Origin of the sequence: Agromyces sp. NBRC 114283 (assembly GCF_030268405.1) — a bacterium.
GTDB lineage: Bacteria > Actinomycetota > Actinomycetes > Actinomycetales > Microbacteriaceae > Agromyces > Agromyces mediolanus.
On the sequence record NZ_BSQP01000001.1, the window covers coordinates 2,738,292 to 2,758,885 of the forward strand.

Sequence of the window (20,594 nt, forward strand, 5' to 3'; positions counted from 1 at the left end):
CCCCGCCCGCCGACGCCGCGGGCGTGCCGCGCTGGGCCGCCGGACGTCACGGCGCGTCACCCGGCGCAACATGCTCGCGGGCCTGATCCCCCGCGCCTAGCATCGCCGCATGCACTGGTCCGCGGCCCTCCTCGTCGCCCTCGCCCTGCTCGGCGCGGCGACGGCGCTCGGCTTCGTGCTGCGCGCGCGCAGCGGGCGAGTCGTCGTCTCCCGCGGCGACAGGGAGGATGCCTCGACGGCAGCCGCTGCGCTCGGCGTGGAGCCCGCCGCGTTCGGCGAACGGGCGACCCTGGTGCAGTTCTCCACGGCGCTCTGCAGCCGCTGCCCCGGCACCGCCAGGCAGCTCGGCGCCCTCGCCGCCGGGACCGAGGGCGTCCGGCACCTCGAGATCGACCTCACCGACGAGCCGGAGCTCGCGGCGCGCTTCGCCGTGCTGCAGACGCCGACCACGCTCGTGTACGACGGCGCCGGCCGGCAGCGCGCCCGCATCGGCGGGCCGCCCCGCACCGAGGAGCTCGCCGAGCTACTCGACTCGCTCACCAGGAGGACCCGTGTCCAGAGCTGAACCCACCGCCATCGACCCCCGCGGGCCGCGATTCAGCGCCGCGATCACCGCGGCGCTGCTCCTCGTCGACGTCGTGCTCGGCCTCGCCGGCGCCGAGCTCGCCGCGTGGCTGCTGCTCGCGGCGCTCGCCCTGCTCTTCGCCTGGGGCGCCTTCGCCGGCGTCGCCCGGCATCCGTTCGGGGTGCTCTACCGGCGCCTCGTCCGCCCGCGGCTCGCTCCGCCCGCCGAGCTCGAGGACCCGCGACCGCCGACCTTCGCCCAGGGCGTCGGGCTCCTCGTCGCCGGCACGGGCGTCGTGCTCGGCGCGCTCGGCCTCCCGCTCGCCGTGCCGATCGCGGCGGCCGCGGCCTTCCTGGCCGCGTTCCTGAACGCCGCGTTCGCTTTCTGCCTCGGCTGCCAGCTGTACCTGCTGCTGATCCGGGCCCGGGTGATCCGTCCGGCCCGTCCCCTCGCCGGCTCGCTTCGCTAGGCTGGTTCCCGGCTCGAAGACGAGCTCCGGCGGGCGGCCGAACGGCGCGCCGGGCACCGGTCCGCGAGGCCGGGCCCGCGTCGTGAGACGCCCGACGCACCGAACGAACGCCGGATCCCGGCGCGAAGAGGAGGACCCCATGGCCGTCACGAGCGAATCCACCACCGTCTGGAACGGGAGCCTCGTCGCCGGCTCCGGCAGCGTCCGCCTCGACTCCTCGAAGCTCGCCGAGTTCAAGGTGAACTGGCGCGCCCGCTCGGAGGGTGCCGACGCCACGACGACTCCCGAGGAGCTGCTGGCCGCGGCGCACTCCTCGTGCTTCTCGATGGCGCTCTCGCACGCCCTCTCCGGAGCGGGCCACGAGCCCGAGAGCATCCAGACCACCGCCGCCGTGACCTTCGAGGCCGGCAAGGGCGTGCTCGGCAGCCACCTGCTCGTGAGCGCCCGGGTGCCGGGGCTCAGCGAGGCCGAGTTCCAGAGCTTCGCCGAGGACGCCAAGCAGAACTGTCCGATCTCGCAGGCGCTCGCCGGCACCCCGATCACCATCGAGGCCGAGCTGGCCTGACCGTGCGCGTCCTCGTCGCCGGCGCGTCCGGCTTCCTCGGCACCGAGCTCGTGGCCCGCGCCCGCGCAGCCGGACACGAGGTCGTCCGACTGGTGCGCCACCCGGTGTCCGCCGGCGACGAGTCCGCGTGGGCGCCGGAGCGAGGCGAGGTCGACCTCGCCGAGATCGAGCGCGCCGACGCGGTCGTGAACCTCTCCGGCGCCTCGCTCGCGCGGCTGCCCTGGACCCGCGGCTACCGCGCCGAGATCGTCGCCTCACGGGTCGCGGCGACGCGCACCCTCGTCGAGGCGATGCGGCAGGCGGCATCCCCGCCCGCCGTGCTGCTGAACGCCTCCGCGGTCGGAGCGTACGGCGACCGACCGGGCGAGACGCTCCCCGAGTCGGCCGAGCGCGGAGAGGGCTTCCTCGCCGAGGTGGTCGCCGTGTGGGAGGCAGAGGCCCTGCGCGCCCCCGCGGGCACCCGGACGGTGCTGCTGCGCTCGGGCATCGTCGTCGGCCGCGGCGGGGCGATGCGCCGGATCGCGGGCCTCACCCGGTTCGGGTTGTCCGGGCGGCTCGGCGACGGGCGCCAGCACTGGCCGTGGATCGCGCTCGACGACGAGATCGGGGCGATGCTGCACCTGCTCGACTCCGAGCTCGACGGGCCGGTGAACCTCGTCGGCCCGGCTCCGGCGACGGCCGATCACGTGCTCGCGGCGCTCGCGACGCGGATGCGGCGTCCCTACGTGCTCGCCGTGCCTGCGCCGTTCCTGCGCCTGGGGCTCGGCGTCGCCGCGGACGAGCTGCTGCTCGCCGACCAGGCCGCGGTCCCCGAGCGCCTGCTGGCCGACGGGTACCGCTTCGCCCGCCCCTCGGTCGAGACGGCGCTCGACGCGATGCTCGCCTCGACGCACTGACGCGAGGCCGGACGCGGCGGGTGCGGCTCGCGCGCGGCCGACTTAGGCGCGGGAGAGCTCGATGGCCCGGCGCACGGCCTGACGGGCCCGCCGCCGGTCGCCCGCGGCGTCGTAGACGAGCCCGAGCCGCAGCCAGGCGCGCCAGGACTCGGGCTCGGCCTCGACCGCGAGCCGGAACTCGTCGAAGCGCTCGGTCGCGGCCTGCCGCTCGGGCCGCCCGCTCGGCAGCGTCGGCAGACCGAGCTCGGTGCCGCCCTCCTCGGCGAGCGTCGTCATCAGGGCCTGCGAGCGGGCGCCGAAGAGGACCTCGCGCCAGAGCGCCCAGGCCCCGATCAGCGGCAGCACGAGCAGGGCCACGCCGATCGCGACGGCGATCGGCTCGCCCGTGCCGATGAACTGCACCGCCCGCCAGCCGACGAGCACGAGGTACACGGCGAGCAGCACCGCCATGACGACGGCGCCGATGCGCACGCTCATCGTGCGCCGAGCCCGAGTTCGAGCAGGGCGTCGAGGCCGACGCTGACGCCCTCCGCCTCGGGGGCGCGGCGCAGGGCGAGCAGGATGCCCGCCTCGTAGGAGCTCGACGAGAGCGTGGAGTGGGTGATCTGCAGGGTCTCGCCGTCGCCGCCGAGGAGCACCCGCTGCTCGGCGAGGAGGCCCGTCATGCGCAGGCTGTGCACGGGGATGCCCGCGACGAGCTGCCCGCGGGCCCGCTGGTCGACGTGCGGGGCGGCGACCGGCGGCTCGCCGGCGGCGGCCCGCGCCTCGCCCATGAGCTCGGCCGTGCGCACCGCGGTGCCGGAGGGCGAGTCGACCTTGCCTGCGTGGTGCGCCTCGACGACCTCGATGGAGTCGAAGAAGCGTGCCGCGAGCGCGGCGAAGGCCGTGCCGAGCACACTGCCGATGGAGAAGTTCGGCACGAAGAGCACGGCCCGCGCGCCCTCGGTGTCGCGGACGAGCCGCTCGATGCCGACGATGCGGTCGGCCGACCAGCCGGAGGTGCCGACGACGACGGGGATGCCGCCGCGCACGGCATGCTCCACGATCGCGGCGCTCGCGGCGGGGTGGGTGACGTCGAGCACGACGTCGGCGCCGTCGAGGGCGGTCAGCGGTGCTCGGGAGTCGAGCCCGGCGTGCAGCTCGAGGTCGTCGGCGGCTTCGATGAGCCTCGTCGCGAGCTGTCCCATCTTGCCGGTGGCCCCGGCCACCGCGACCCGTATCGTCACCCCGCCAGCCTATCGCGGGGCAGCGCGCACCCGGTCGGGCGCTCGCCACGGCCGTAGGCTGGGGCCATGCTGCAGCACCGAGAGGTCGACGTCGCCGACGCGGACGCGCAGGCCATGCTCACGGCGTACTTCGCCGAGCGGGCCGAGGGCTTCCCGCCCGAGCAGGGCGAGTACCGCCCGACGTTCCCGGATCCGGCGCAGTTCGCCGCACCGGCGGGCGCCTTCCTGCTCGTCGTGGACGAGGACAGGCGCGCGGTCGGCTGCGGCGGGGTGCGGCGCATCCAGCGCTCCCCCGAGCCCGAGCAGCTCATCCGCTTCGAGGTCAAGCACCTCTGGCTCGCCCCGGCGGCGCGCGGCGGCGGCGAGGGGCGGCGACTCCTCGACGCCCTCGAGCAGCGGGCGCGCGAACTCGGCGCCCAGGAGCTCGTGCTCGACACGAACCGCAGCCTCGAGGCGGCCGGCGGCCTCTACCGCGCGAGCGGCTTCACGCCGATCGAGCCGTACAACGCGAACCCGAACGCGACGGACTGGTTCGGCAAGCGCCTCGGCTGAGGCATCCCGCCCGGCGAGCGGCCGTCGCTCGCGCTCGGCGCCCGTTCAGAGCGCGTAGGGCTCGGGCAGGCCGGTGCGCAGCTCGGGCGGCAGGTGCGAGAGGTCGTTGTGCACGACGAGGCTCCACGGCCGGCCGGGCTTCTGCGTGAGCACCGTGAGGCCGCAGTTCGCCTGGTTGATCGACACCCAGCGCCAGTCGGGGGCGCCGAGGACCTCGCGGACGAACCAGGCGATCACGAAGTTGTGCGTGATCAGCAGCTCGTGCCGGTCGTCGCGGTGCGAGCGGAGGAACTCCGCCACGGCATCGGCCATCTGCGCGCTGCCCGCCTCGATCTCAGCGTCGGTGACCGCGCCGAAGAACGGAGCGTAGGCCGAGGGCGTCTCCGGTGCCGGGCCGGACGGGATGCAGTCGAACAGCAGCGCCGAGGGCTCGGGCGTCACCGCCGGGAGCTTCGCGGCGACGATCTCGGCCGTCTCCGCCGCACGCTGCAGCGGCGAGTGCCAGGCGGCGTCGAAGGGGATGCCGCCGAGCCGCTCGGCGAGCAGTTCCGCCTGACGGCGGCCCCTCGGCGAAAGCGGTCCGTCCGGCATGCCGTGCTCGGCGTCGAGCTGCTCGCCATGGCGTACGAGGTAGAGGTGGTGTGCCACGAGGTTTCGATTCCCTGTCGTCGATCGGATGCCGCGCTCAGGCGACGCTGGTCGCGGAGACGGCCTCGGCCGCTCCGCTGAGGGCGGCCTCGTCGGTCGCGCCGACGGCGACGACCGAGTAGGGCCGGGAGACGAGGTCCGCTGCGAGCGCCCGCACGTCGTCGGCGGTGACGAGTGCGATGCGCCGGAGCGCCTCATCGAGATCCTGGAATTCGCCGAGCGTCAGCTCGGCGCGGCCGAGACGCGACATGCGCGTGTCGGAGTCTTCGAGGGCGAGCGCCGAGGCGCCGCCGAGCTGGCCCGCCGCGCGGGCGAGCTCCTCGGGCGCGACGCCGTGCTCGGCGAGTCGCTCGAGTTCGCTGCGCAGCAGCTCGACGACGGTGCCGGCCTTCTGCGGCGCGCAGCCGGCGTACATGCCGAAGAGTCCGGCGTCGGAGTACGCGGGGGCGAAGGAGTACACCGAGTAGGCGAGCCCGCGCCGCTCGCGGACCTCCTGGAAAAGCCGGGAGCTCATGCCGGAGCCGAAGATCGCGTTCAGCACGCTCATCGCCGGGCGGCGCTCGTCCGAGGCGACGAGGCCGGGGACGCCGACGAGCAGGTTCACCTGCTCGATCGGGCGCTCCACGACGGTGAGCTCGGGTCCGCGCTCGAGCAGTGCGGGCTCCGCCGTCCGGCGCTCGACCGGAGTGCCCGGCTCGTCCATGCGCCAGCCGGCATCCGACAGTGCGCGCTCGAGCACGAGGACGAGCTCGTCGTGATCGACCGCGCCGGCGACCGTGACGACGAGGTCCTGGGGGCGGTAGTTCGCACGGTAGTGCTCCCAGACGGCGTCGCGCGTCGCCGCGCGAATGGTCTCGGGCGTGCCGCCGATCGGGCGGCCGAGCGGGTGCTCGCCGAGCACCGCGGAGAAGAAGCGCTCGCCCGCGACGTCGGCCGGGTCGTCGCCGGCCATGGCGAGCTCCTCGAGGATGACGCCGCGTTCGGTCTCGAACTCGCCGGCGTCGAGCAGGGAGGAGGTGAACATGTCGGCGAGGACCTCGACCGCCATCGGCAGATCGCGGTCCTGCACCTTGGCGTAGTAGCAGGTGTGCTCCTTCGCCGTGAGCGCGTTGTGCTCGCCGCCGACCGCGTCGAAGGACACCGCGATGTCGAGCGCGCTGCGCCCGGCGGTGCCCTTGAAGAGCAGGTGCTCGAGGAAGTGCGTCGAGCCGTAGGTGGCCGGATGCCCCGCCCCGGTCGGCTGTTCGTCGCGCGAGCCGACCGCGACCCAGAAGCCGATCGTCGCGCTGCGGGCGCCCGGCACCTGCTCGCTCAGGACCCGCACGCCGGAGGGGAGGACGCTGCGCCGGACGAGCGATTCCCCGGCCGCCCGGAAGGAGAGCTCGGCCAGGCCGAGCGGGAGGTCGACAGCGCCGTTCATCCCGAACAGCCTAAGCCACGTCCCCCGGAGGTGGGTCGCCCCCGTCCGGGCGACCGCGGTTCAGGCCGAGGCGCGGTCGAGCTCGACGAGCTCGGAGCGCTGCAGCTGCACGGATCCGGCCGCGAGGAGCGCGTCGACCTGCTCGGGGCGCGAGACGCCCGCGACCGGCGCGGCGACCGTCGGGCGCGACTGCAGCCAGGCCACGGCGATCGTCGCGGGCGTGACGCCGTGCTCCGCGGCGATGTCGTCGAGCACCGCGAGCACGCGGTGCCCACGGCGGCCGAGGTGGCGCGCCAGGCGTGCACCGCGCGCGTCGTGGCGGAGATCGGTGCGACGGCGCACCCCGCCGCCGAGGAAGCCGCCCGCGAGCGCGAAGTACGGCAGGACGGCGAGGCCCTGGGCGTGCGCGACGAGCTCGGGCGCCCCCTCGAACCCCCGACGGTCCATCAGGTTGTACGCGGTCGTCACGGTCTGGAAGCGGGGCAGGCCGTTGGCGGCGAGCACCCGCGCCTCGATGAGCCGCTCCGGCGAGAAGTCCGAGGCGCCGATGGAGCGCACCTTGCCCGCCGTGATCAGCCGGTCGACGGCGCCGAGGCTCTCTTCCAGCGGCACCTCCGCGTCCTCGCCGTGGAAGAACAGCACGTCGATGCGCTCGACCCTGAGCCGCTCGAGCGAGGCGTCGACCGCGCCCTGGAGCGAACGCGGCGACAGCCCGCGGTGCTCGGGGTGCCGGCCGGCCTTCGTCATGACGGTCATGCGGTCGCGGAGGCCGCGGTCGGCGAGCCACGCGCCGATGATCTGCTCGCTGCGGCCGGAGGCGTAGGCGTCGGCGGTGTCGATGAGCTCGCCGCCGAGACCGGCGAAGCGGTCGAGGACCGCGAAGGATGCCTCGTGCGAGAGCGTCCAGCCGAAGACGCTGCCGCCGAGGGCGAGCGGGTGCACCGCGATGCCGGTGTCGCCGAGGGCGGCCTTGCGTGGGACGCGGATGGGGCCGGAGACGGGGTTCGACTCGACCAGGACGTCGGTGGGCTCGTCGATGACCTCGGCGTCGAACTCGAGCTCGACCGCCTCGCGCTCGCGCTGCGCGTCTCTCGTCATCGTGTGGCGTGCCACCGCTCCTCCTCCCCAGGATCGCTTCCGAGCGTACGGGGCAGGGATACCACCGCCCGTGAATGGCGGCCGAAGCGTTACCGAATCGTTGGCGAACCGCCCGCGCGGCGGACGACCGCCTCGGCCTGCCGCAGCAGCGGGGCGTCCACCATGCGCCCCTCGTGCGCGAAGACGCCGCCCTCTCCCGCGGCGGCGGCGAGCACTGCGCGGGCCTGCGCAAGGGCATCCGGATCCGGCCGGTACGCCGCCCGCACCAGCGCCACCTGGCGCGGGTGCACGCAGGCGGTCGCCTCGAAGCCGAGGGCGACCGCGTCGTCGGCTTCGGCCCGCAGCCCGGCCTCGTCGTCGAGGTCGAGGTGGACGGCGTCGATCGCCGCGACGCCGTGCGCGGCGGCCGCGAGGCGCACCTGGGACCTGGCGTGCCTCGCGACGTCGCGATAGCGCCCGTCGGGAAAGCGGCTGGAGGTGCCGCCGAGCGAGGCGACGAGGTCCTCCGCACCCCACATCAGCGCGATCACCGGGGCGAGGGCCGCCAGCTCGCCCGCGGCGAGCACCCCGCGCGCGGTCTCGCACAGCGCGATCACCTCGAGGTCGCCGAGCTCGACGAGGTCGGCGGTGCCCTCGCACTTCGCGAGCATGACCGTGCGGTACTCGGTGCCGCTGAGGGCTTCGAGGTCGGCCTCGAGCTCGCCGCTCGCCGCCGGGTTGAGCCGCACGATCACCCGCTCCGGATCGAGCGGGTGCTCGACGAGCGCCCGGCGCGCCGCGGGCTTCGCCGGGGCGGCGACGGCGTCCTCGAGGTCGAGGATGACCGCGTCCGCGCGTTCGAGCGCCTTCTCGTAGCGGTCGGGACGGTCGGCCGGGCAGAACAGCAGCGCGGGGCCGAATCGGAACCCGCCGCTCACGATCGCGCCCCGCCCGCCGCGGCCCGCTCCCCCGCCTCACGGGTCCAGACGAGCATGCTGCGCGTGCAGCGCGCCACGACGACGCCGTCCTGGTTGCGCGAAGTGTGCCCCAGCGTCACGACGCCCTCGCCCGGCCGCGACGACGACAGCCGCTTGCCCTCGACCACGCTCTCCCCCGAGAGCGTGTCGCCCACGAACACCGGCGCCGGGAAGGCGATCTCGCCGAAGCCGAGGTTGGCGACGAGGGTGCCGAGCGTCAGCTGCGCGACCGACTGGCCCACGAGCGTGGACAGGGTGAACATCGAGTTCACGAGCACCCGGCCGAACGGCTGCGTCTCGGCGAACGCCCGGTCGAGGTGCAGCGGCTGCGGGTTCATCGTCAGCGTCGTGAACAGCACGTTGTCGGCCTCGGTCACGGTGCGACCCGGCCGGTGCACGTAGCGCACGCCCTCCTCGAACTCCTCGAACCACAGGCCCCGCTGCACGATCTCGCGCAGCGCGGGCGTCTCCGCGCCGGCATCCGTCATGGCGACCTCCTCGCGCTCAGGCCACGAGCCCGAGCTCCCTCGTGATGATCATCAACTGCACCTCGGTGGTCCCCTCGCCGATCTCGAGGATCTTCGAGTCGCGGTAGTGGCGGGCGACGGGATTCTCGTTCATGAAGCCGTAGCCGCCGAAGATCTGCGTCGCGTCCCTGGCATTGTCCATCGCCGCCTCACCGCACACCATCTTCGCGATCGAGGCCTCCATCTTGAAGGGCAGCCCCGCGTCCATCTTGCGCGCGGCGTCGTGCCACGCCAGCCGCGCCTGGTGCACCCGGGCCTGCATCTTGGCGATCTTGAAGGCGATGTGCTGGTTGCGCCCGATCTCGTGCCCGAACACCACGCGGCTCTTCGCGTAGCGCAGCGCCTCCTCGAGGCATCCCTGCGCCGCGCCCGTCGCGAGCGCCGCGAAGGCGATGCGCCCCTCGTCGAGCCGCTGCAGGAAGTTCGCGTAGCCCCGGCCCCGCTCGCCGAGCAGGTTCTTGGCCGGCACCCGCACGTCGCGGAGGGTCAGCGGGTGGGTGTCGCTCGTGTGCCAGCCGACCTTGTCGTAGCCCTCCTCGACGGTGAAGCCCGGCGTGCCGTTCGGCACGATGATGCAGCTGAGCTCCTTCTTCACCGTGCCGTCGGGGAGCTCCCGCTCGCCGGTGACCGCGGTGATGGTGACGAGCTCCGTGATGGGCGTGCCGGAGTTCGTGATGAACTGCTTCGAGCCGTTGATCACCCATTCGTCGCCGTCGAGCACCGCGGTCGTCTGCGTGGCGCCGGCGTCGGATCCGGCGCCCGCCTCGGTCAGGCCGAATCCGGCGAGCGCGCGCCCGGCGATGAGATCGGGCAGGAACTCCGCGTGCTGCTCGGGGGTGCCGTTGCGGTAGATGGGCATGACGCCGAGCCCGACGCCCGCCTCGAGGGTCACGCCGATGGACTGGTCCACCCGGCCGAGGGCCTCCACCGCGAGGCAGAGCTGGAAGTAGCTCTTGCCGAGGCCGCCGACCGACTCCGGGAACGGCAGCGCGAACAGCCCGAGCTCGCCCATCTGCGCGATGATCTCGAGCGGCAGCCGGCGCTTCGTGTCGTACTCGTACGCGGCGGGCGCGACGACGGTGTCGGCGAAGTCCTTCACCCGGTCGAAGAGCGCCTGCTCCTCGTCGCTCAGCTGGTAGTCCACTGCGGTGCTCCTTGCTCGTGGGTCGTGGCCTCGTGGGCCGGGGGCTCGGCGGCGCCGGGGTCGGCGCGGCCGGGGTCGGGGTCGGCGTCGTCGGTGGCGGCGGCGGCCGGCTCGACCGCGGCGACGGCCTGCTCGCGGGAGACCTGCGCGCCGACCGCGACGGAGACCCGCGCGACGCCGGCGAAGGGCGCGACGACGCGGTGCTCCATCTTCATCGCCTCGATGGCGAGGATCGCGGCGCCCGCCTCGACGGCGTCGCCGTCGCGCACGAGCACGGCCGTGACGGCGCCCGGCATGGGTGCCCGGAGCACGGGGTCGGCCGCTCCCCCGCGCTCGGCGGCGGCGAGACGGCGCTCGAGCGCCGTGCGGCGGTCGACCGGGACGATGCGCTGGGCACGGCCGTCGGCGTGCACCCAGATCGCCCCGTCGGGGGCGCGCACGGCGACGACGTCCGGCTCCGCGCGGGCGGAGGATGCCTCGCCGGACTGAGCGGGCTCGGAGGCGCGCCAGCCGCGCTCGCGCTGCCAGGCGTGCGCGTCAGGACCGGCGGCGGCGCGCGCCTCGTCCTCCGCGAGCGCGGTCGCCGCGGCGAGCGCCGCCGCGCTCGGCGGGGCCGCCGCGGGCGCCTGACGCTGATCGATCAGCCCGGTGTGCAGCCGTGCGGCGCGCACCTCGGGATCGTCGAGCAACTCGCCGAGATACTCGAGGTTCGTCTCGACGCCGAGCACGACGGTCTCGTCGATCGCCGCCCGGAGCCGCTCGAGCGCCGTCGCGCGGTCGGGCCCCCAGGCGATGAGCTTCGCGAGCATCGGGTCGTAGTGGGCGGTGATCTCCTGCCCGGCCCGCAGGCCCGCGTCGATGCGGACGCCGTCGCCGCCGGCCGGACGCCAGACGAGCACCGGGCCGGTGGCGGGGAGGAAGCCGTCCGCGGGCCGCTCGGCGTAGAGCCTCGCCTCGATCGCGTGCCCGTCGAGGCGAAGCGCGTCCTGGCAGAGGCCGAGCGGCTCCCCCGCGGCGATGCGCAGCTGCTGCTCGACGAGGTCGACCCCGGTCACCAGCTCGGTGACGGGGTGCTCGACCTGCAGCCGCGTGTTCATCTCGATGAAGAAGAACTCGCCCGGCGCGGCATCCGAGACGAGGAACTCGACCGTGCCGGCGCCGCGGTAGTCGACGCTCCTGGCGGCCTCGCAGGCCGCCAGGCCGATGCGCTCGCGCGTGGCCTCGTCGAGCAGCGCCGACGGCGCCTCCTCGATGACCTTCTGGTGCCGCCGCTGCAACGAGCACTCGCGCTCGCCGAGGTGCACCACCGCGCCGTGCGCGTCGGCGAGCACCTGCACCTCGATGTGCCGGGGCCGCTCGATGAAGCGCTCGAGCAGGAGCGTGTCGTCGCCGAACGCGGCCGACGCGACGCGGCGCGCGGTCGGCAGCGCCTCGGCGAGCTCCCGGCGGTCGCGGGCGAGCTGCATGCCCTTGCCGCCGCCGCCGGCGGACGGCTTCACGAGGATCGGGTAGCCGACGGCCTCGGCGGCCTCGAGCAGGGCGGCGTCGTCGAGCGAAGGGTCGGCGACGCCGGGCACCACGGGCACCCCGCTCTCGGCGACGTGCCGCTTCGCGCGGATCTTGTCGCCCATGACGTCGAGCGCGCGCTCGCCCGGGCCGATGAAGACGAGCCCGGCGTCGGCGCAGGCGCGGGCGAAGCCGGCGTGCTCGGAGAGGAAGCCGTAGCCGGGGTGCACGGCCTCGGCGCCGCTCTCGACCGCCGCGCGCACGAGCCGCTCGGGATCGAGGTAGCTCTCGGCCGCCGGGGCCGGCCCGATGCGCACCGCGCGGTCCGCGAGGACGACGTGCGGGGCGTCCAGGTCGGCATCCGAGTACACGGCCACCGCCTCGATGCCGAGCCGCTGCAGGGTGCGGATGACGCGCACGGCGATCTCGCCGCGATTGGCGACGAGCACGCGGTCGAAGGGCCGGGGGCCGGCGGAGCGGCGCAGCTGCTGATCGGTCATCGCCATCACATCCTGAAGAGGCCGAAGCGCGGCTCGGGCAGCGGGGTGCGGCTCGCGAGCTCGAGGGCGAGCGCGAGCACGGTGCGGGTATCGCCCGGCTCGATGATGCCGTCGTCCCAGAGCCGCGCGGTCGAGTGGTACGGGCTGCCCTGCTCCTCGTACTGCGCGCGGATCGGGGCGCGGAACGCCGCCTCGTCCGACTCCGGCCAGTCCTCGCCGCGCGTGGCGAGCTGCTCGCGCTTCACGGTGGCGAGCACCGAGGAGGCCTGCTCCCCGCCCATGACCGAGATGCGGGCGTTGGGCCACATCCAGAGGAAGCGGGGCGAGTAGGCCCGCCCGCACATCGAGTAGTTGCCCGCGCCGAAGGAGCCGCCGATGACGACGGTGAGCTTCGGCACGCGCGTCGTCGCGACGGCGGTGACCATCTTCGCGCCGTCCTTCGCGATGCCGCCGGCCTCCGCGTCGCGGCCGACCATGAAGCCCGAGATGTTCTGCAGGAACACGAGCGGGATGCCGCGCTGATCGCAGAGCTCGATGAAGTGCGCGCCCTTCAGCGCCGACTCGCTGAACAGCACCCCGTTGTTCGCGACGACGCCGATGGGGTGGCCGTCGAGGTGGGCGAAGCCGGTGACGAGCGTGTCGCCGTACTCCGGCTTGAACTCGGCGAACTCGCTGCCGTCGACGAGCCGGGCGATGACCTCGCGCACGTCGTAGGGCTGCTGCACGTCGACCGGGACGACGCTCGTGAGCCCCGCTGGGTCGACCGCCGGCGGTCGCGGCTCCCGAACGGCCCAGGCCCGCTCGGCGGGTGCCGGCAGCGTCGCGACCATGTCGCGCACGAGTTCGAGCGCGTGCTCGTCGTCTTCGGCGAGGTGATCGACGACGCCGGAGGTGCGCGCGTGCAGCTCGCCGCCGCCGAGCTCTTCGGGGGTCACGACCTCGCCGATGGCGGCCTTCACGAGCGGCGGGCCGCCGAGGAAGATGGTGCCCTGCCCGCGCACGATGACGGTCTCGTCGCTCATCGCCGGCACGTACGCGCCGCCCGCGGTGCAGGAGCCCAGCACGGCGGCGAGCTGGGGGATGCGCAGCGACGACATCGTCGCCTGGTTGAAGAAGATGCGGCCGAAGTGCTCGCGGTCGGGGAAGACCTCGTCCTGCATCGGCAGGAACGCCCCGCCGGAGTCGACGAGGGAGATGCAGGGCAGCCGGTGCTCGAGCGCGACCTCCTGCGCCCGGAGGTGCTTCTTCACGGTCATCGGATAGTAGGTGCCGCCCTTCACGGTGGCGTCGTTGCAGATGACCATGACGGGGCGACCGTGCACGAGGCCGATGCCGGTGATGAGTCCGGCCCCGGGCGAGTCGCCGCCGTACAGCCCCTCGGCGGCCAGCGGCGCGAGCTCGAGGAACGGGCTGCCCTCGTCGAGGAGCCGGGCCACCCGGTCGCGCGGCAGCAGTTTGCCCCGGGCGACGTGGCGCTCGCGGGAGGCCTCGGGCCCGCCGAGGGCGGCCCGCGCCAGCCGCTCGCGCAGCTCGGCGGCGAGCTCGGCGTGACCGGCGGCGTTCGCGATCGCGCGCTCGGATGCCGGGTCGACTGCTGACTGCAACGCGCCCATGTCCGCCTCTCCGTCGTGGCGTGGGCGGACACTTCGGTTAATGCCCGCTAACTCGATTTGATGTTAGTGGCGACTAACCGAAACGGCAAGCGCGGCATCCGCCGCCGGAGGGGGTCGACCCCGCGGGAGGCGGCTCTGGCGCGCAGCCGCCTCCACCGTCGCCGATGCCGTCCCGGCCGGCACGCCAGGTTGACCGCTCGAACGGAACCCGGTTAACCTGCATTCACTGAATTCCCGACGACGCGGAGCACGGATGACGAGCGGCACCGAGGTCGAGGCCCCCACGCAGCGGAGCCTCCGCAAGGCCGATCGGCGCGCCGCCATCCTCGACGCCGCCGCCGCGCTCTTCGCGGCGCGCGGCTACGCCGGCGTCACCCTCGACGAACTCGGTGCGGCCGTCGGCGTCTCCGGCCCGGCCGTCTACCGGCACTTCCCGGGCAAGGGCGCGGTGCTCGCCGCGATCCTCGTCGACGCGAGCCGGGCGCTCCTCGACGGTGCCGAACGCGTGCTCGCCGTCGATGCCGCCCCGGAGGCGGCGCTGCGCGCCCTCATCCGCTTCCACGTCGAGTTCGCCGTCGGCGACGCCGACGTCATCGCCGTGCAGGAGCGCGAGGTCACCCAGCTCGACCCCGCCGCGCGGCACGAGATGCGCACCCTCCAGCGCAGGTACGTCGAACAGTGGGTCGGCGTGCTCGATCGACTCCGGCCGGATCTGGCCGAAGAGGAGCTCAGGGTCCGGGCACACGCCGCCTTCGGCCTCATGAACTCCACTCCGCACAGCGCCCGCACCCCTGGGCGCCGACCCGCCGCGACCACCATCCGCGGCATTCTGGAGGAAATGACATGGGCGAGCCTCATGTCGTGACGCTGCGCCCCACCCGCGCCGCCGATCTCGACGCACTGTTCCGCTTCCACCACGACGAGACCGCCGTCCACCAGGCCGCGTTCGCGCCGGGCGACGACGACCGGCCCGCGTTCGACGCCCGCTGGGCCGAGCGCCTCGCCGACCCCGAGCTCACCACCCGCACCGTGCGCGCCGACGGCCGCATCGTCGGCGACGTGGAGGTGCGCCGCGAGCACGGCGTGGCCGTGCTCGACTCCTGGATCGACCCGGACCACTGGGGCCTCGGCATCGCCACCCGCGCCCTGCGCCTCCTGCTCGACGGGCTGCCGGAGCGCCCCGTGCGCGCCAGGGTCGCGGCCGACAACCGGGGCTCCCGCGCCGTGCTCGCGAAGCTCGGCTTCGCGGAGGTCGCCCGCGAAGTCGTGTTCGCACCCGCCCGCGGCGGCGAGACGGAGCGCCTCGTCTACGAGCTCGACTGAGGCCGGCGCCCTGGGCGCCGCTAGTCGCTCGCGAGCGCGTGGATGCGCTGCGCGAGCTCGACGTCGCGCCGGGTCACCCCGCCGACGTCGTGCGAGCGCAGTTCGAAGGTGATCGATCCCCAGCGCACGTGCACGTCCGGATGGTGCGCGAGCTCGTCGGCGACGACCGCGACGCGGTCGAGGAGGCGCACCCCGGCCGAGAAGTCCCCCGTCTCGTAGCTCGCGACGAGGTGGTCGACGGCGTGCTCGAACGGCGTGCCGGCGAGCGCCGCGGCGGTGTCCTCCGCGAGCAGCAGTGTGCGTTCGTCCATCCGTTCGTCCCCCGTCCCGGGCCGCCCGCGCGGCCCTGCGGGCGAGGCTACGCCGCGGGGGACGACACCGCCATCCCCCGCGGCCCGCTCACATCGTGAGGGCGAGCCCCGGCTCCCGCAGCAACCGGCCGACGTCGCCGAGGAAGCGCGAGCCCTGCTCGCCGTCCACGAGTCGGTGATCGAAGGAGAGCGAGAGGGTCATCACCTCGCGCAGCGCGATCTCGCCGCGGTGCTCCCACGGCAGCCGGCGCACCTGGCCGGTCGCGAGGATCGCGGCCTCCCCCGGGTTCAGGATCGGCGTGCCCGCGTCGATCCCGAAGACGCCGATGTTCGTGATGGACATCGTGCCTCCGGACAGCTCGGCCGGGCTCGTGCGCCCGGCGCGCGCCGTCTCGGCGAGCGCGCCGATCGCATCGGCCAGCTCGACGAGGGTCATCCGCTCGGCGCCGGGGATCACCGGCACCACGAGCCCGCGATCTGTCGCCGCGGCGATGCCGAGGTTCACGCCCGCGAACTGCACGATCTCCTGCGCCTCCTCGTCCCAGCGCGCGTTGACCTCCGGGGTGCGCGCCGCGGCGAGGCAGACCGCCTTCGCGACGACGGCGAGCGGGGTGATCCGGTGCCCGGCGAAGGCGCGATCCTCGCGCAGCCCGCGCAGGAGCTCCATCGTCGCGGTCACGTCGACGGTGAGGAACTCGGTCACGTGCGGGGCGGTGAAGGCGCTGCGCACCATCGCGGCGGCCGTGTGCTTGCGGACGCCGCGGATCGGGATGCGGGTCTCGGCCGGTCGTTCGCCGGGGGCCTGGCGGGGCGCCGTCGCTGGGGCGGCGGATGGCGCCTGGACGGTGTTCGCCGCGCGTTCGACGTCGTCGCGCGTGATCAGCCCGCGCTCCCCGGTGCCCTCGATCGTGTCGAGCTCGACCCCGAGCTCGCGCGCGAGCCGGCGCACCGGCGGGGTCGAGCGGGGCCGCTCGCCGCGCCGCGAAGCCTCGGTGCCGAACGTCGCGGCGGATGCCTCGCCGGCACCGGCTCCCGACGCCCCGCTGCCGGCCGACGCAGCGCGCTGGCGACGCCGCGGTCCGCGATCGGCCGCGGCGCCGTAGCCGACGAGCGTCGGCTCGCGCTTCGGCTCGGCCTGCGCGTCGGCTTCGGGCCCGGCGCCGCCCGAGGCATCCGCGCCGCCTTCGTCCGAGCCGCCGGCGGGCGCGCCGTCGCCCGTCTCGCAGGAGAACAGCGGCGCGCCGACCTCGACGGTCTGACCGGGCTCCGCGTGCAGGGCCGTGATCACCCCGGCGAAGGGCGACGGCAGCTCGACGACGGCCTTCGCCGTCTCGACGTCGGCGACGATCTGGTTGAGCTCGATGCGGTCGCCGACCGACACACGCCAGGCGACGAGCTCCGACTCTGTGAGCCCCTCGCCGAGATCCGGCAGCGCGAACGCGCGCACCCCGCTCACGCCTCGACCCCCGAGAGCGAGTTGGCGCGGCCGAGCACGCGGTCGACGCCGTCGAGGATGCGGTCGAGGTCCGGCAGGTGGTGCTGCTCGAGCTTCGCGGGCGGGTACGGGATGTCGTGGCCGGTGACCCGCACGGGCGCGTGCTCGAGGTAGTCGAAGCAGCGCTCGGTGAGGCTCGCCGCGATCTCGGCGCCGACGCCGCCCTGCTGGCCCGCCTCGTGCGCGACGACGAGCCGGCCGGTGCGCCGCAGCGAGGCTTCGAGCGTCGGGTAGTCCACCGGCGCCAGCGAGCGCAGGTCGATGACCTCGATGGAGACGCCGTCCTCGGCCGCGGCGATCGCGGCGTCCTTCGCGGTCTGCACGAGCGCGCCGTAGGTGACGAGCGTCACGTCGTCGCCCGGCGCGACGACTGTCGCGATGCCCATCGGCTTCGCGTCGGCGAGGCTCGCCGTCTCGTCGACCTCTCCCTTCGCGTGGTAGCGCCGCTTGGGCTCGAAGAAGAGGACCGGATCGTCGCTCGCGATCGCCTGCTGGATCATGACGTGCGCGTCCGCCGGGTTCGAGCAGACGACGACGCGGAGCCCCGCGGTGTGCGCGAAGTACGCCTCGGGCGACTCGGAGTGGTGCTCGGCCGCGCCGATGCCGCCGCCGAAGGGCACGCGGATCGTGATCGGGACCTTGACGGTGCCGCGGGAGCGGTAGTGCAGCTTCGCCACCTGCGCGACGATCTGATCGAAGCCGGGATAGATGAAGCCGTCGAACTGGATCTCGACGACGGGTCGGAAGCCGCGGTAGGCGAGCCCGACCGCGGTGCCGATCAGCCCCGCCTCCGACAGCGGCGAGTCGACCACGCGCTCGCGGCCGAACTCGGCCTGCAGCCCGTCGGTGATGCGGAAGACGCCGCCGAGGGTGCCGATGTCCTCGCCCAGGAGGACGACGCGAGGGTCGGCGGCGAGGGCGTTGCGCAGGCCCCGGTTCAGGGCCTTGCCGAGGGTGAGGGGGGTCATCGTCCGGCTCCGTTCTCGTCGGATGCCTCGTCGGCGAAGAGCGCGAGGTACCGCGCGTAGTGCTCGCGCTGGCGGGCGACATGGCTGTTCGGCTCCGCGTAGACGTGCTCGAACACGCTGAGGGCGGGCGGGTCGGCGAGGCCGAGGCAGGCGGCCCGGAGCTCGGCGGCTGCGGCATCCGCCGCCTCGGCCGTCTCGCGCTCGAGCCCGGCGACGTCCACCCCGAGCCCCTCGAGGAGGGCGAGCAGCCGGGCGATCGGGTCGCGCTCCCGCCAGGCGGCCAGCTCCGCCTCGTCGCGGTAGCGGCTGGGATCGTCGGCGGTGGTGTGCGGGCCCATGCGGTAGGTGACGGCCTCGATGAGGCTCGGTCCGTCCCCGCGGCGGGCGCGTTCGAGGGCCATCCTGGTGACGGCGAGCACCGCGAGCACGTCGTTGCCGTCGACCCGGAGGCCGGGCATCGCGAAGCCGTCGGCGCGGCGGGCGAGCTCCTGCTTCGACTGCAGCCCGACCGGCTCGGAGATCGCCCACTGGTTGTTCTGGCAGAAGAAGACGACGGGCGCCTCGAAGCTCGAGGCGAAGACGAACGCCTCGTTGACGTCGCCCTCGCTCGTGGCGCCGTCGCCGAAGTAGGCGATGGCCGCGGCGTCGGAGTGGTCCCAGCGCAATCCCATGGCGTAGCCGGTGGCGTGCAGCGCTTGCGCGCCGATGATGATCTGCGGCACGGCGACGCGGTGCGCGGCCGGGTCCCAGCCGGACGACGCGGTGCCGCGCCAGGTGGTCACGAGCCCCTCCGCGGGGACGCCGCGGGCCCAGGCGACGGCGAGCTCCCGGTAGCTCGTGAAGGCGAAGTCGTCGTCGCGCAGGGCGCGCACGGAGCCGATCTGCGCGGCCTCCTGCCCGGCGAGCGGCGGCCAGAGCCCGAGCTCGCCCTGGCGCTGCAGCGCGACCCCCTCGGCGTCGAGCCGGCGGATGATGACCATGTCGCGGTAGAGCCGGCCGAGGGCCGCGGCGTCGACGTCGGCGACCCAGGGGTCGAATTCGGCATCGTGCCGCCGGGCGCCCGTCTCGTCGACGAGCTGCACGAACGACTCGGGCCTCGTCAAGAGTCCGGTCGCGTCACGGTCGGAAAGGGTCATCGTCGATCCTCCTGGTTCGGCGGAGCGCTTCGTGGGCACTCCGACTCGCCGGCCACGTCGCCGGATACCCAGAGGCTACGTCGGAAGGTCACACAGCTCAAGCATCGCCGAGTTCATTGAGCATGTTGCCAAGCACTCGGGGCTCGAACCTCGCTACACTGCGCAGCATGAGCACTCTCGACCAGCTCGATCGAGCCCTCCTCGCCGCACTCGCCGCCGACCACCGTGCGACCGTCGTCGCCCTCGCGGAGCGCCTGGGCCTCAGCCGCAACACGGTGCAGGCCAGGCTCGCCCGGCTCGAGGCATCCGGCGCCTTCGCCTCCTTCGAGCGGGCGATCGATCCGGCGCCGCTCGGCTACCCGCTCGAGGCCTTCGTCTCGGTGCACGTGCGGCAGAAGCAGCTCGGCGAGGTCGTCGCGCGTGTGGCGGAGATCCCCGAGGTCTTGCAGGCGCACGGGCTGTCCGGCTCGGTCGACCTCCTCGTGCGCGTCGTCTGCCGCGACGCCCACGATCTCTTCCGCATCGACGGCGAGATCCTCGCGATCGACGGAGTGGAGCGCACCGAGACCTCGCTCTCGATGGGCGAGCTCATCCCCTATCGCCTCGGGCCGCTGCTCGACCGCTAGGCCGCCCGCGCAGCGCCGGCCGCATCCGCCCTCGCGGGCGACCACCAAGACGACGTTGCAAACAAATGCTTGCAAACAAATACTTGCAAAGCTTTCTTTGCAACGGTATCTTTGCACTCATGAGCGAGACGACTCCGAGCCACATCGAGGCCCAGCCGAGCAGCACCCGGCATCCCGGCATCGACCACGTGCTGTCGACGACGGCGCTGAAGTCGCTCGGGCACCCGCTGCGCATCCGCATCTACGACGAGCTGTCCTCCTACGGACCGCTCACCGCGAGCGGCCTCGGCGAACGCCTGAGCGAGTCGAGCGGGTCCATGAGCTACCACCTCCGGCAGCTCGAGCGCGCCGGCCTCGTCCGCGAGGACACGAGCCGCGGCACCGGCCGCGAGCGATGGTGGGAGCGCACGCCCGGCTCGGTCGCCGTGCCCGACCCGCAGGACCTGCCCCCGGGCAGCGCCGAGCGGCTGGCCGCCAAGCTCGTCGAAGACGAGTGGCTGACGATCCGCGACCGCAACTACCGGGACTTCGTCGCCGACGGGCCGCACGTCTTCGGCAAGGAATGGCTCGAGGTCGCGACGAGCGACACGATCAACCTCCGCCTCACCGTCGAGCAGCTCGCCGAGCTCGTCGCCGAGATCGACGCGGTGTTCCTGAAGTTCGGCGAGCGGTACAAGCGCACGCCCACCCCGGGCTCCATGCCCGTGCAGATCCACCTCAACGCCTTCCCGCTCGTGCGCGGCGAGGCCACCCAGGACGACACTCGGAAGGAGTGATCATGACCACCGCCACCCTCTCCCCCGGCGCCGGCCGACTCGCCGGCCTCGCCGTCCGCAGCGGCCTCGGCCTTGCGAGCTGGGGCCTGCGCCGCGCCAGCCGACGCACCGACCGGGAGCAGCTGCTCGGCCGGGCCGAAGCCCGGGCCGCAGCCGAGCGCGCCCTCGCCGAGCGCGACGAGCTGTTCCGCAGCGCGGGCTACCTCCCGCTCTGAGCACCGGGCGGCGCTGCGCGTCGTCCGCAGCGGCTCAGAAACGACGGATGCCCCGCCCG

Annotated in this window: 24 protein-coding genes; 10 read left to right on the forward strand and 14 right to left on the reverse strand. The window is 74.2% G+C overall.

Annotated elements, in window-relative coordinates:
- Window positions 1-109 precede the first annotated feature (109 nt).
- The 4 genes from QSJ60_RS13205 (at window position 110) to QSJ60_RS13220 (ending at window position 2,495) form a co-directional block, all read left to right on the forward strand.
- Window positions 110-565 carry a TlpA family protein disulfide reductase gene (locus QSJ60_RS13205; RefSeq protein ID WP_285463888.1) on the forward strand — a complete coding sequence of 152 codons (456 nt, stop codon included), beginning with the start codon at window positions 110-112 and terminating at the stop codon, window positions 563-565.
- A complete protein-coding gene (locus QSJ60_RS13210) occupies window positions 552-1,034 on the forward strand; it encodes a DUF4395 domain-containing protein (protein ID WP_285463889.1) in 483 nt (160 codons plus the stop codon). Before QSJ60_RS13205 ends, QSJ60_RS13210 begins: the two co-directional genes overlap by 14 nt.
- 139 nt (window positions 1,035-1,173) lie before the next feature.
- Entirely contained in the window at window positions 1,174-1,599 is a 426-nt protein-coding gene (locus QSJ60_RS13215) for an OsmC family peroxiredoxin (protein WP_285463890.1), read from the forward strand.
- 2 nt (window positions 1,600-1,601) lie between these two features.
- The gene (locus tag QSJ60_RS13220; protein ID WP_285463891.1) at window positions 1,602-2,495 is read left to right on the forward strand and encodes a TIGR01777 family oxidoreductase; all 894 of its coding nucleotides are present in this window, start codon (window positions 1,602-1,604) and stop codon (window positions 2,493-2,495) included.
- A gap of 42 nt (window positions 2,496-2,537) precedes the next feature.
- Here the strand turns inward: QSJ60_RS13220 and QSJ60_RS13225 are convergent, their stop codons facing one another.
- Together QSJ60_RS13225 and dapB are read right to left on the reverse strand one after the other, a co-directional pair.
- On the reverse strand, window positions 2,538-2,972 hold the full coding sequence (locus tag QSJ60_RS13225; RefSeq protein WP_189086052.1) for a hypothetical protein: 435 nt from the start codon (window positions 2,970-2,972) through the stop codon (window positions 2,538-2,540).
- Window positions 2,969-3,721: a 4-hydroxy-tetrahydrodipicolinate reductase gene (dapB, locus tag QSJ60_RS13230; protein WP_285463892.1), complete on the reverse strand. Its 753-nt coding sequence runs from the start codon at window positions 3,719-3,721 to the stop codon at window positions 2,969-2,971. The genes QSJ60_RS13225 and dapB overlap by 4 nt, the downstream gene beginning before the upstream one ends.
- A 66-nt stretch (window positions 3,722-3,787) precedes the next feature.
- On the opposite strand from dapB, the gene QSJ60_RS13235 reads away from it, so the two are divergent.
- Window positions 3,788-4,273, forward strand: a complete 486-nt coding sequence (locus QSJ60_RS13235; RefSeq protein WP_285463893.1) for a GNAT family N-acetyltransferase — start codon at window positions 3,788-3,790, stop codon at window positions 4,271-4,273.
- Window positions 4,274-4,318: 45 nt separating this feature from the next.
- Here the strand turns inward: QSJ60_RS13235 and QSJ60_RS13240 are convergent, their stop codons facing one another.
- From QSJ60_RS13240 to QSJ60_RS13275, 8 genes are all read right to left on the reverse strand, one after another.
- Window positions 4,319-4,921 (reverse strand): histidine phosphatase family protein, encoded by a 603-nt coding sequence (locus tag QSJ60_RS13240; RefSeq protein WP_189086055.1) that lies wholly within the window; start codon window positions 4,919-4,921, stop codon window positions 4,319-4,321.
- A 37-nt stretch (window positions 4,922-4,958) separates the two neighbouring features.
- Window positions 4,959-6,341: a M16 family metallopeptidase gene (locus QSJ60_RS13245; RefSeq protein WP_230766547.1), complete on the reverse strand. Its 1,383-nt coding sequence runs from the start codon at window positions 6,339-6,341 to the stop codon at window positions 4,959-4,961.
- A gap of 60 nt (window positions 6,342-6,401) precedes the next feature.
- Complete coding sequence (locus QSJ60_RS13250) at window positions 6,402-7,454, reverse strand: aldo/keto reductase (RefSeq protein WP_229781768.1); 1,053 nt, start codon at window positions 7,452-7,454, stop codon at window positions 6,402-6,404.
- A gap of 74 nt (window positions 7,455-7,528) precedes the next feature.
- Window positions 7,529-8,356, reverse strand: coding sequence for an HpcH/HpaI aldolase/citrate lyase family protein (locus QSJ60_RS13255; RefSeq protein WP_285463894.1), 828 nt, complete (start codon window positions 8,354-8,356; stop codon window positions 7,529-7,531).
- Complete coding sequence (locus tag QSJ60_RS13260) at window positions 8,353-8,883, reverse strand: MaoC family dehydratase (RefSeq protein WP_285463895.1); 531 nt, start codon at window positions 8,881-8,883, stop codon at window positions 8,353-8,355. Before QSJ60_RS13260 ends, QSJ60_RS13255 begins: the two co-directional genes overlap by 4 nt.
- A gap of 16 nt (window positions 8,884-8,899) precedes the next feature.
- Window positions 8,900-10,066, reverse strand: coding sequence for an acyl-CoA dehydrogenase family protein (locus QSJ60_RS13265; RefSeq protein ID WP_285463896.1), 1,167 nt, complete (start codon window positions 10,064-10,066; stop codon window positions 8,900-8,902).
- The gene (locus tag QSJ60_RS13270; RefSeq protein ID WP_285463897.1) at window positions 10,051-12,072 is read right to left on the reverse strand and encodes an ATP-binding protein; all 2,022 of its coding nucleotides are present in this window, start codon (window positions 12,070-12,072) and stop codon (window positions 10,051-10,053) included. Before QSJ60_RS13270 ends, QSJ60_RS13265 begins: the two co-directional genes overlap by 16 nt.
- 5 nt (window positions 12,073-12,077) lie before the next feature.
- Complete coding sequence (locus tag QSJ60_RS13275; RefSeq protein ID WP_285463898.1) at window positions 12,078-13,685, reverse strand: carboxyl transferase domain-containing protein; 1,608 nt, start codon at window positions 13,683-13,685, stop codon at window positions 12,078-12,080.
- Window positions 13,686-13,938: 253 nt separating this feature from the next.
- Here QSJ60_RS13275 and QSJ60_RS13280 point away from each other — a divergent pair, with 253 nt between their 5' ends.
- A complete protein-coding gene (locus QSJ60_RS13280) occupies window positions 13,939-14,550 on the forward strand; it encodes a TetR/AcrR family transcriptional regulator (protein WP_230766534.1) in 612 nt (203 codons plus the stop codon).
- Window positions 14,529-15,008, forward strand: a complete 480-nt coding sequence (locus QSJ60_RS13285; protein ID WP_285463899.1) for a GNAT family N-acetyltransferase — start codon at window positions 14,529-14,531, stop codon at window positions 15,006-15,008. Before QSJ60_RS13280 ends, QSJ60_RS13285 begins: the two co-directional genes overlap by 22 nt.
- A 20-nt stretch (window positions 15,009-15,028) precedes the next feature.
- Here QSJ60_RS13285 and QSJ60_RS13290 read toward each other — a convergent pair whose 3' ends face one another.
- The 4 genes from QSJ60_RS13290 to pdhA form a co-directional block, all read right to left on the reverse strand.
- A complete protein-coding gene (locus QSJ60_RS13290) occupies window positions 15,029-15,319 on the reverse strand; it encodes a 4a-hydroxytetrahydrobiopterin dehydratase (protein WP_285463900.1) in 291 nt (96 codons plus the stop codon).
- 88 nt (window positions 15,320-15,407) lie between these two features.
- A complete protein-coding gene (locus QSJ60_RS13295) occupies window positions 15,408-16,775 on the reverse strand; it encodes a dihydrolipoamide acetyltransferase family protein (protein WP_285463901.1) in 1,368 nt (455 codons plus the stop codon).
- Window positions 16,772-17,782: an alpha-ketoacid dehydrogenase subunit beta gene (locus QSJ60_RS13300; protein WP_285463902.1), complete on the reverse strand. Its 1,011-nt coding sequence runs from the start codon at window positions 17,780-17,782 to the stop codon at window positions 16,772-16,774. Before QSJ60_RS13300 ends, QSJ60_RS13295 begins: the two co-directional genes overlap by 4 nt.
- Window positions 17,779-18,918 carry a pyruvate dehydrogenase (acetyl-transferring) E1 component subunit alpha gene (pdhA, locus tag QSJ60_RS13305; RefSeq protein WP_285463903.1) on the reverse strand — a complete coding sequence of 380 codons (1,140 nt, stop codon included), beginning with the start codon at window positions 18,916-18,918 and terminating at the stop codon, window positions 17,779-17,781. The genes QSJ60_RS13300 and pdhA overlap by 4 nt, the downstream gene beginning before the upstream one ends.
- A 167-nt stretch (window positions 18,919-19,085) precedes the next feature.
- On the opposite strand from pdhA, the gene QSJ60_RS13310 reads away from it, so the two are divergent.
- From QSJ60_RS13310 to QSJ60_RS13320, 3 genes are all read left to right on the forward strand, one after another.
- Window positions 19,086-19,544 carry an Lrp/AsnC family transcriptional regulator gene (locus QSJ60_RS13310; protein ID WP_189086069.1) on the forward strand — a complete coding sequence of 153 codons (459 nt, stop codon included), beginning with the start codon at window positions 19,086-19,088 and terminating at the stop codon, window positions 19,542-19,544.
- 119 nt (window positions 19,545-19,663) lie between these two features.
- Window positions 19,664-20,320, forward strand: a complete 657-nt coding sequence (locus tag QSJ60_RS13315; protein ID WP_230766511.1) for an ArsR/SmtB family transcription factor — start codon at window positions 19,664-19,666, stop codon at window positions 20,318-20,320.
- 2 nt (window positions 20,321-20,322) lie between these two features.
- Window positions 20,323-20,535, forward strand: a complete 213-nt coding sequence (locus tag QSJ60_RS13320; protein ID WP_189086071.1) for a hypothetical protein — start codon at window positions 20,323-20,325, stop codon at window positions 20,533-20,535.
- The last annotated feature ends 59 nt before the right edge of the window (window positions 20,536-20,594 follow it).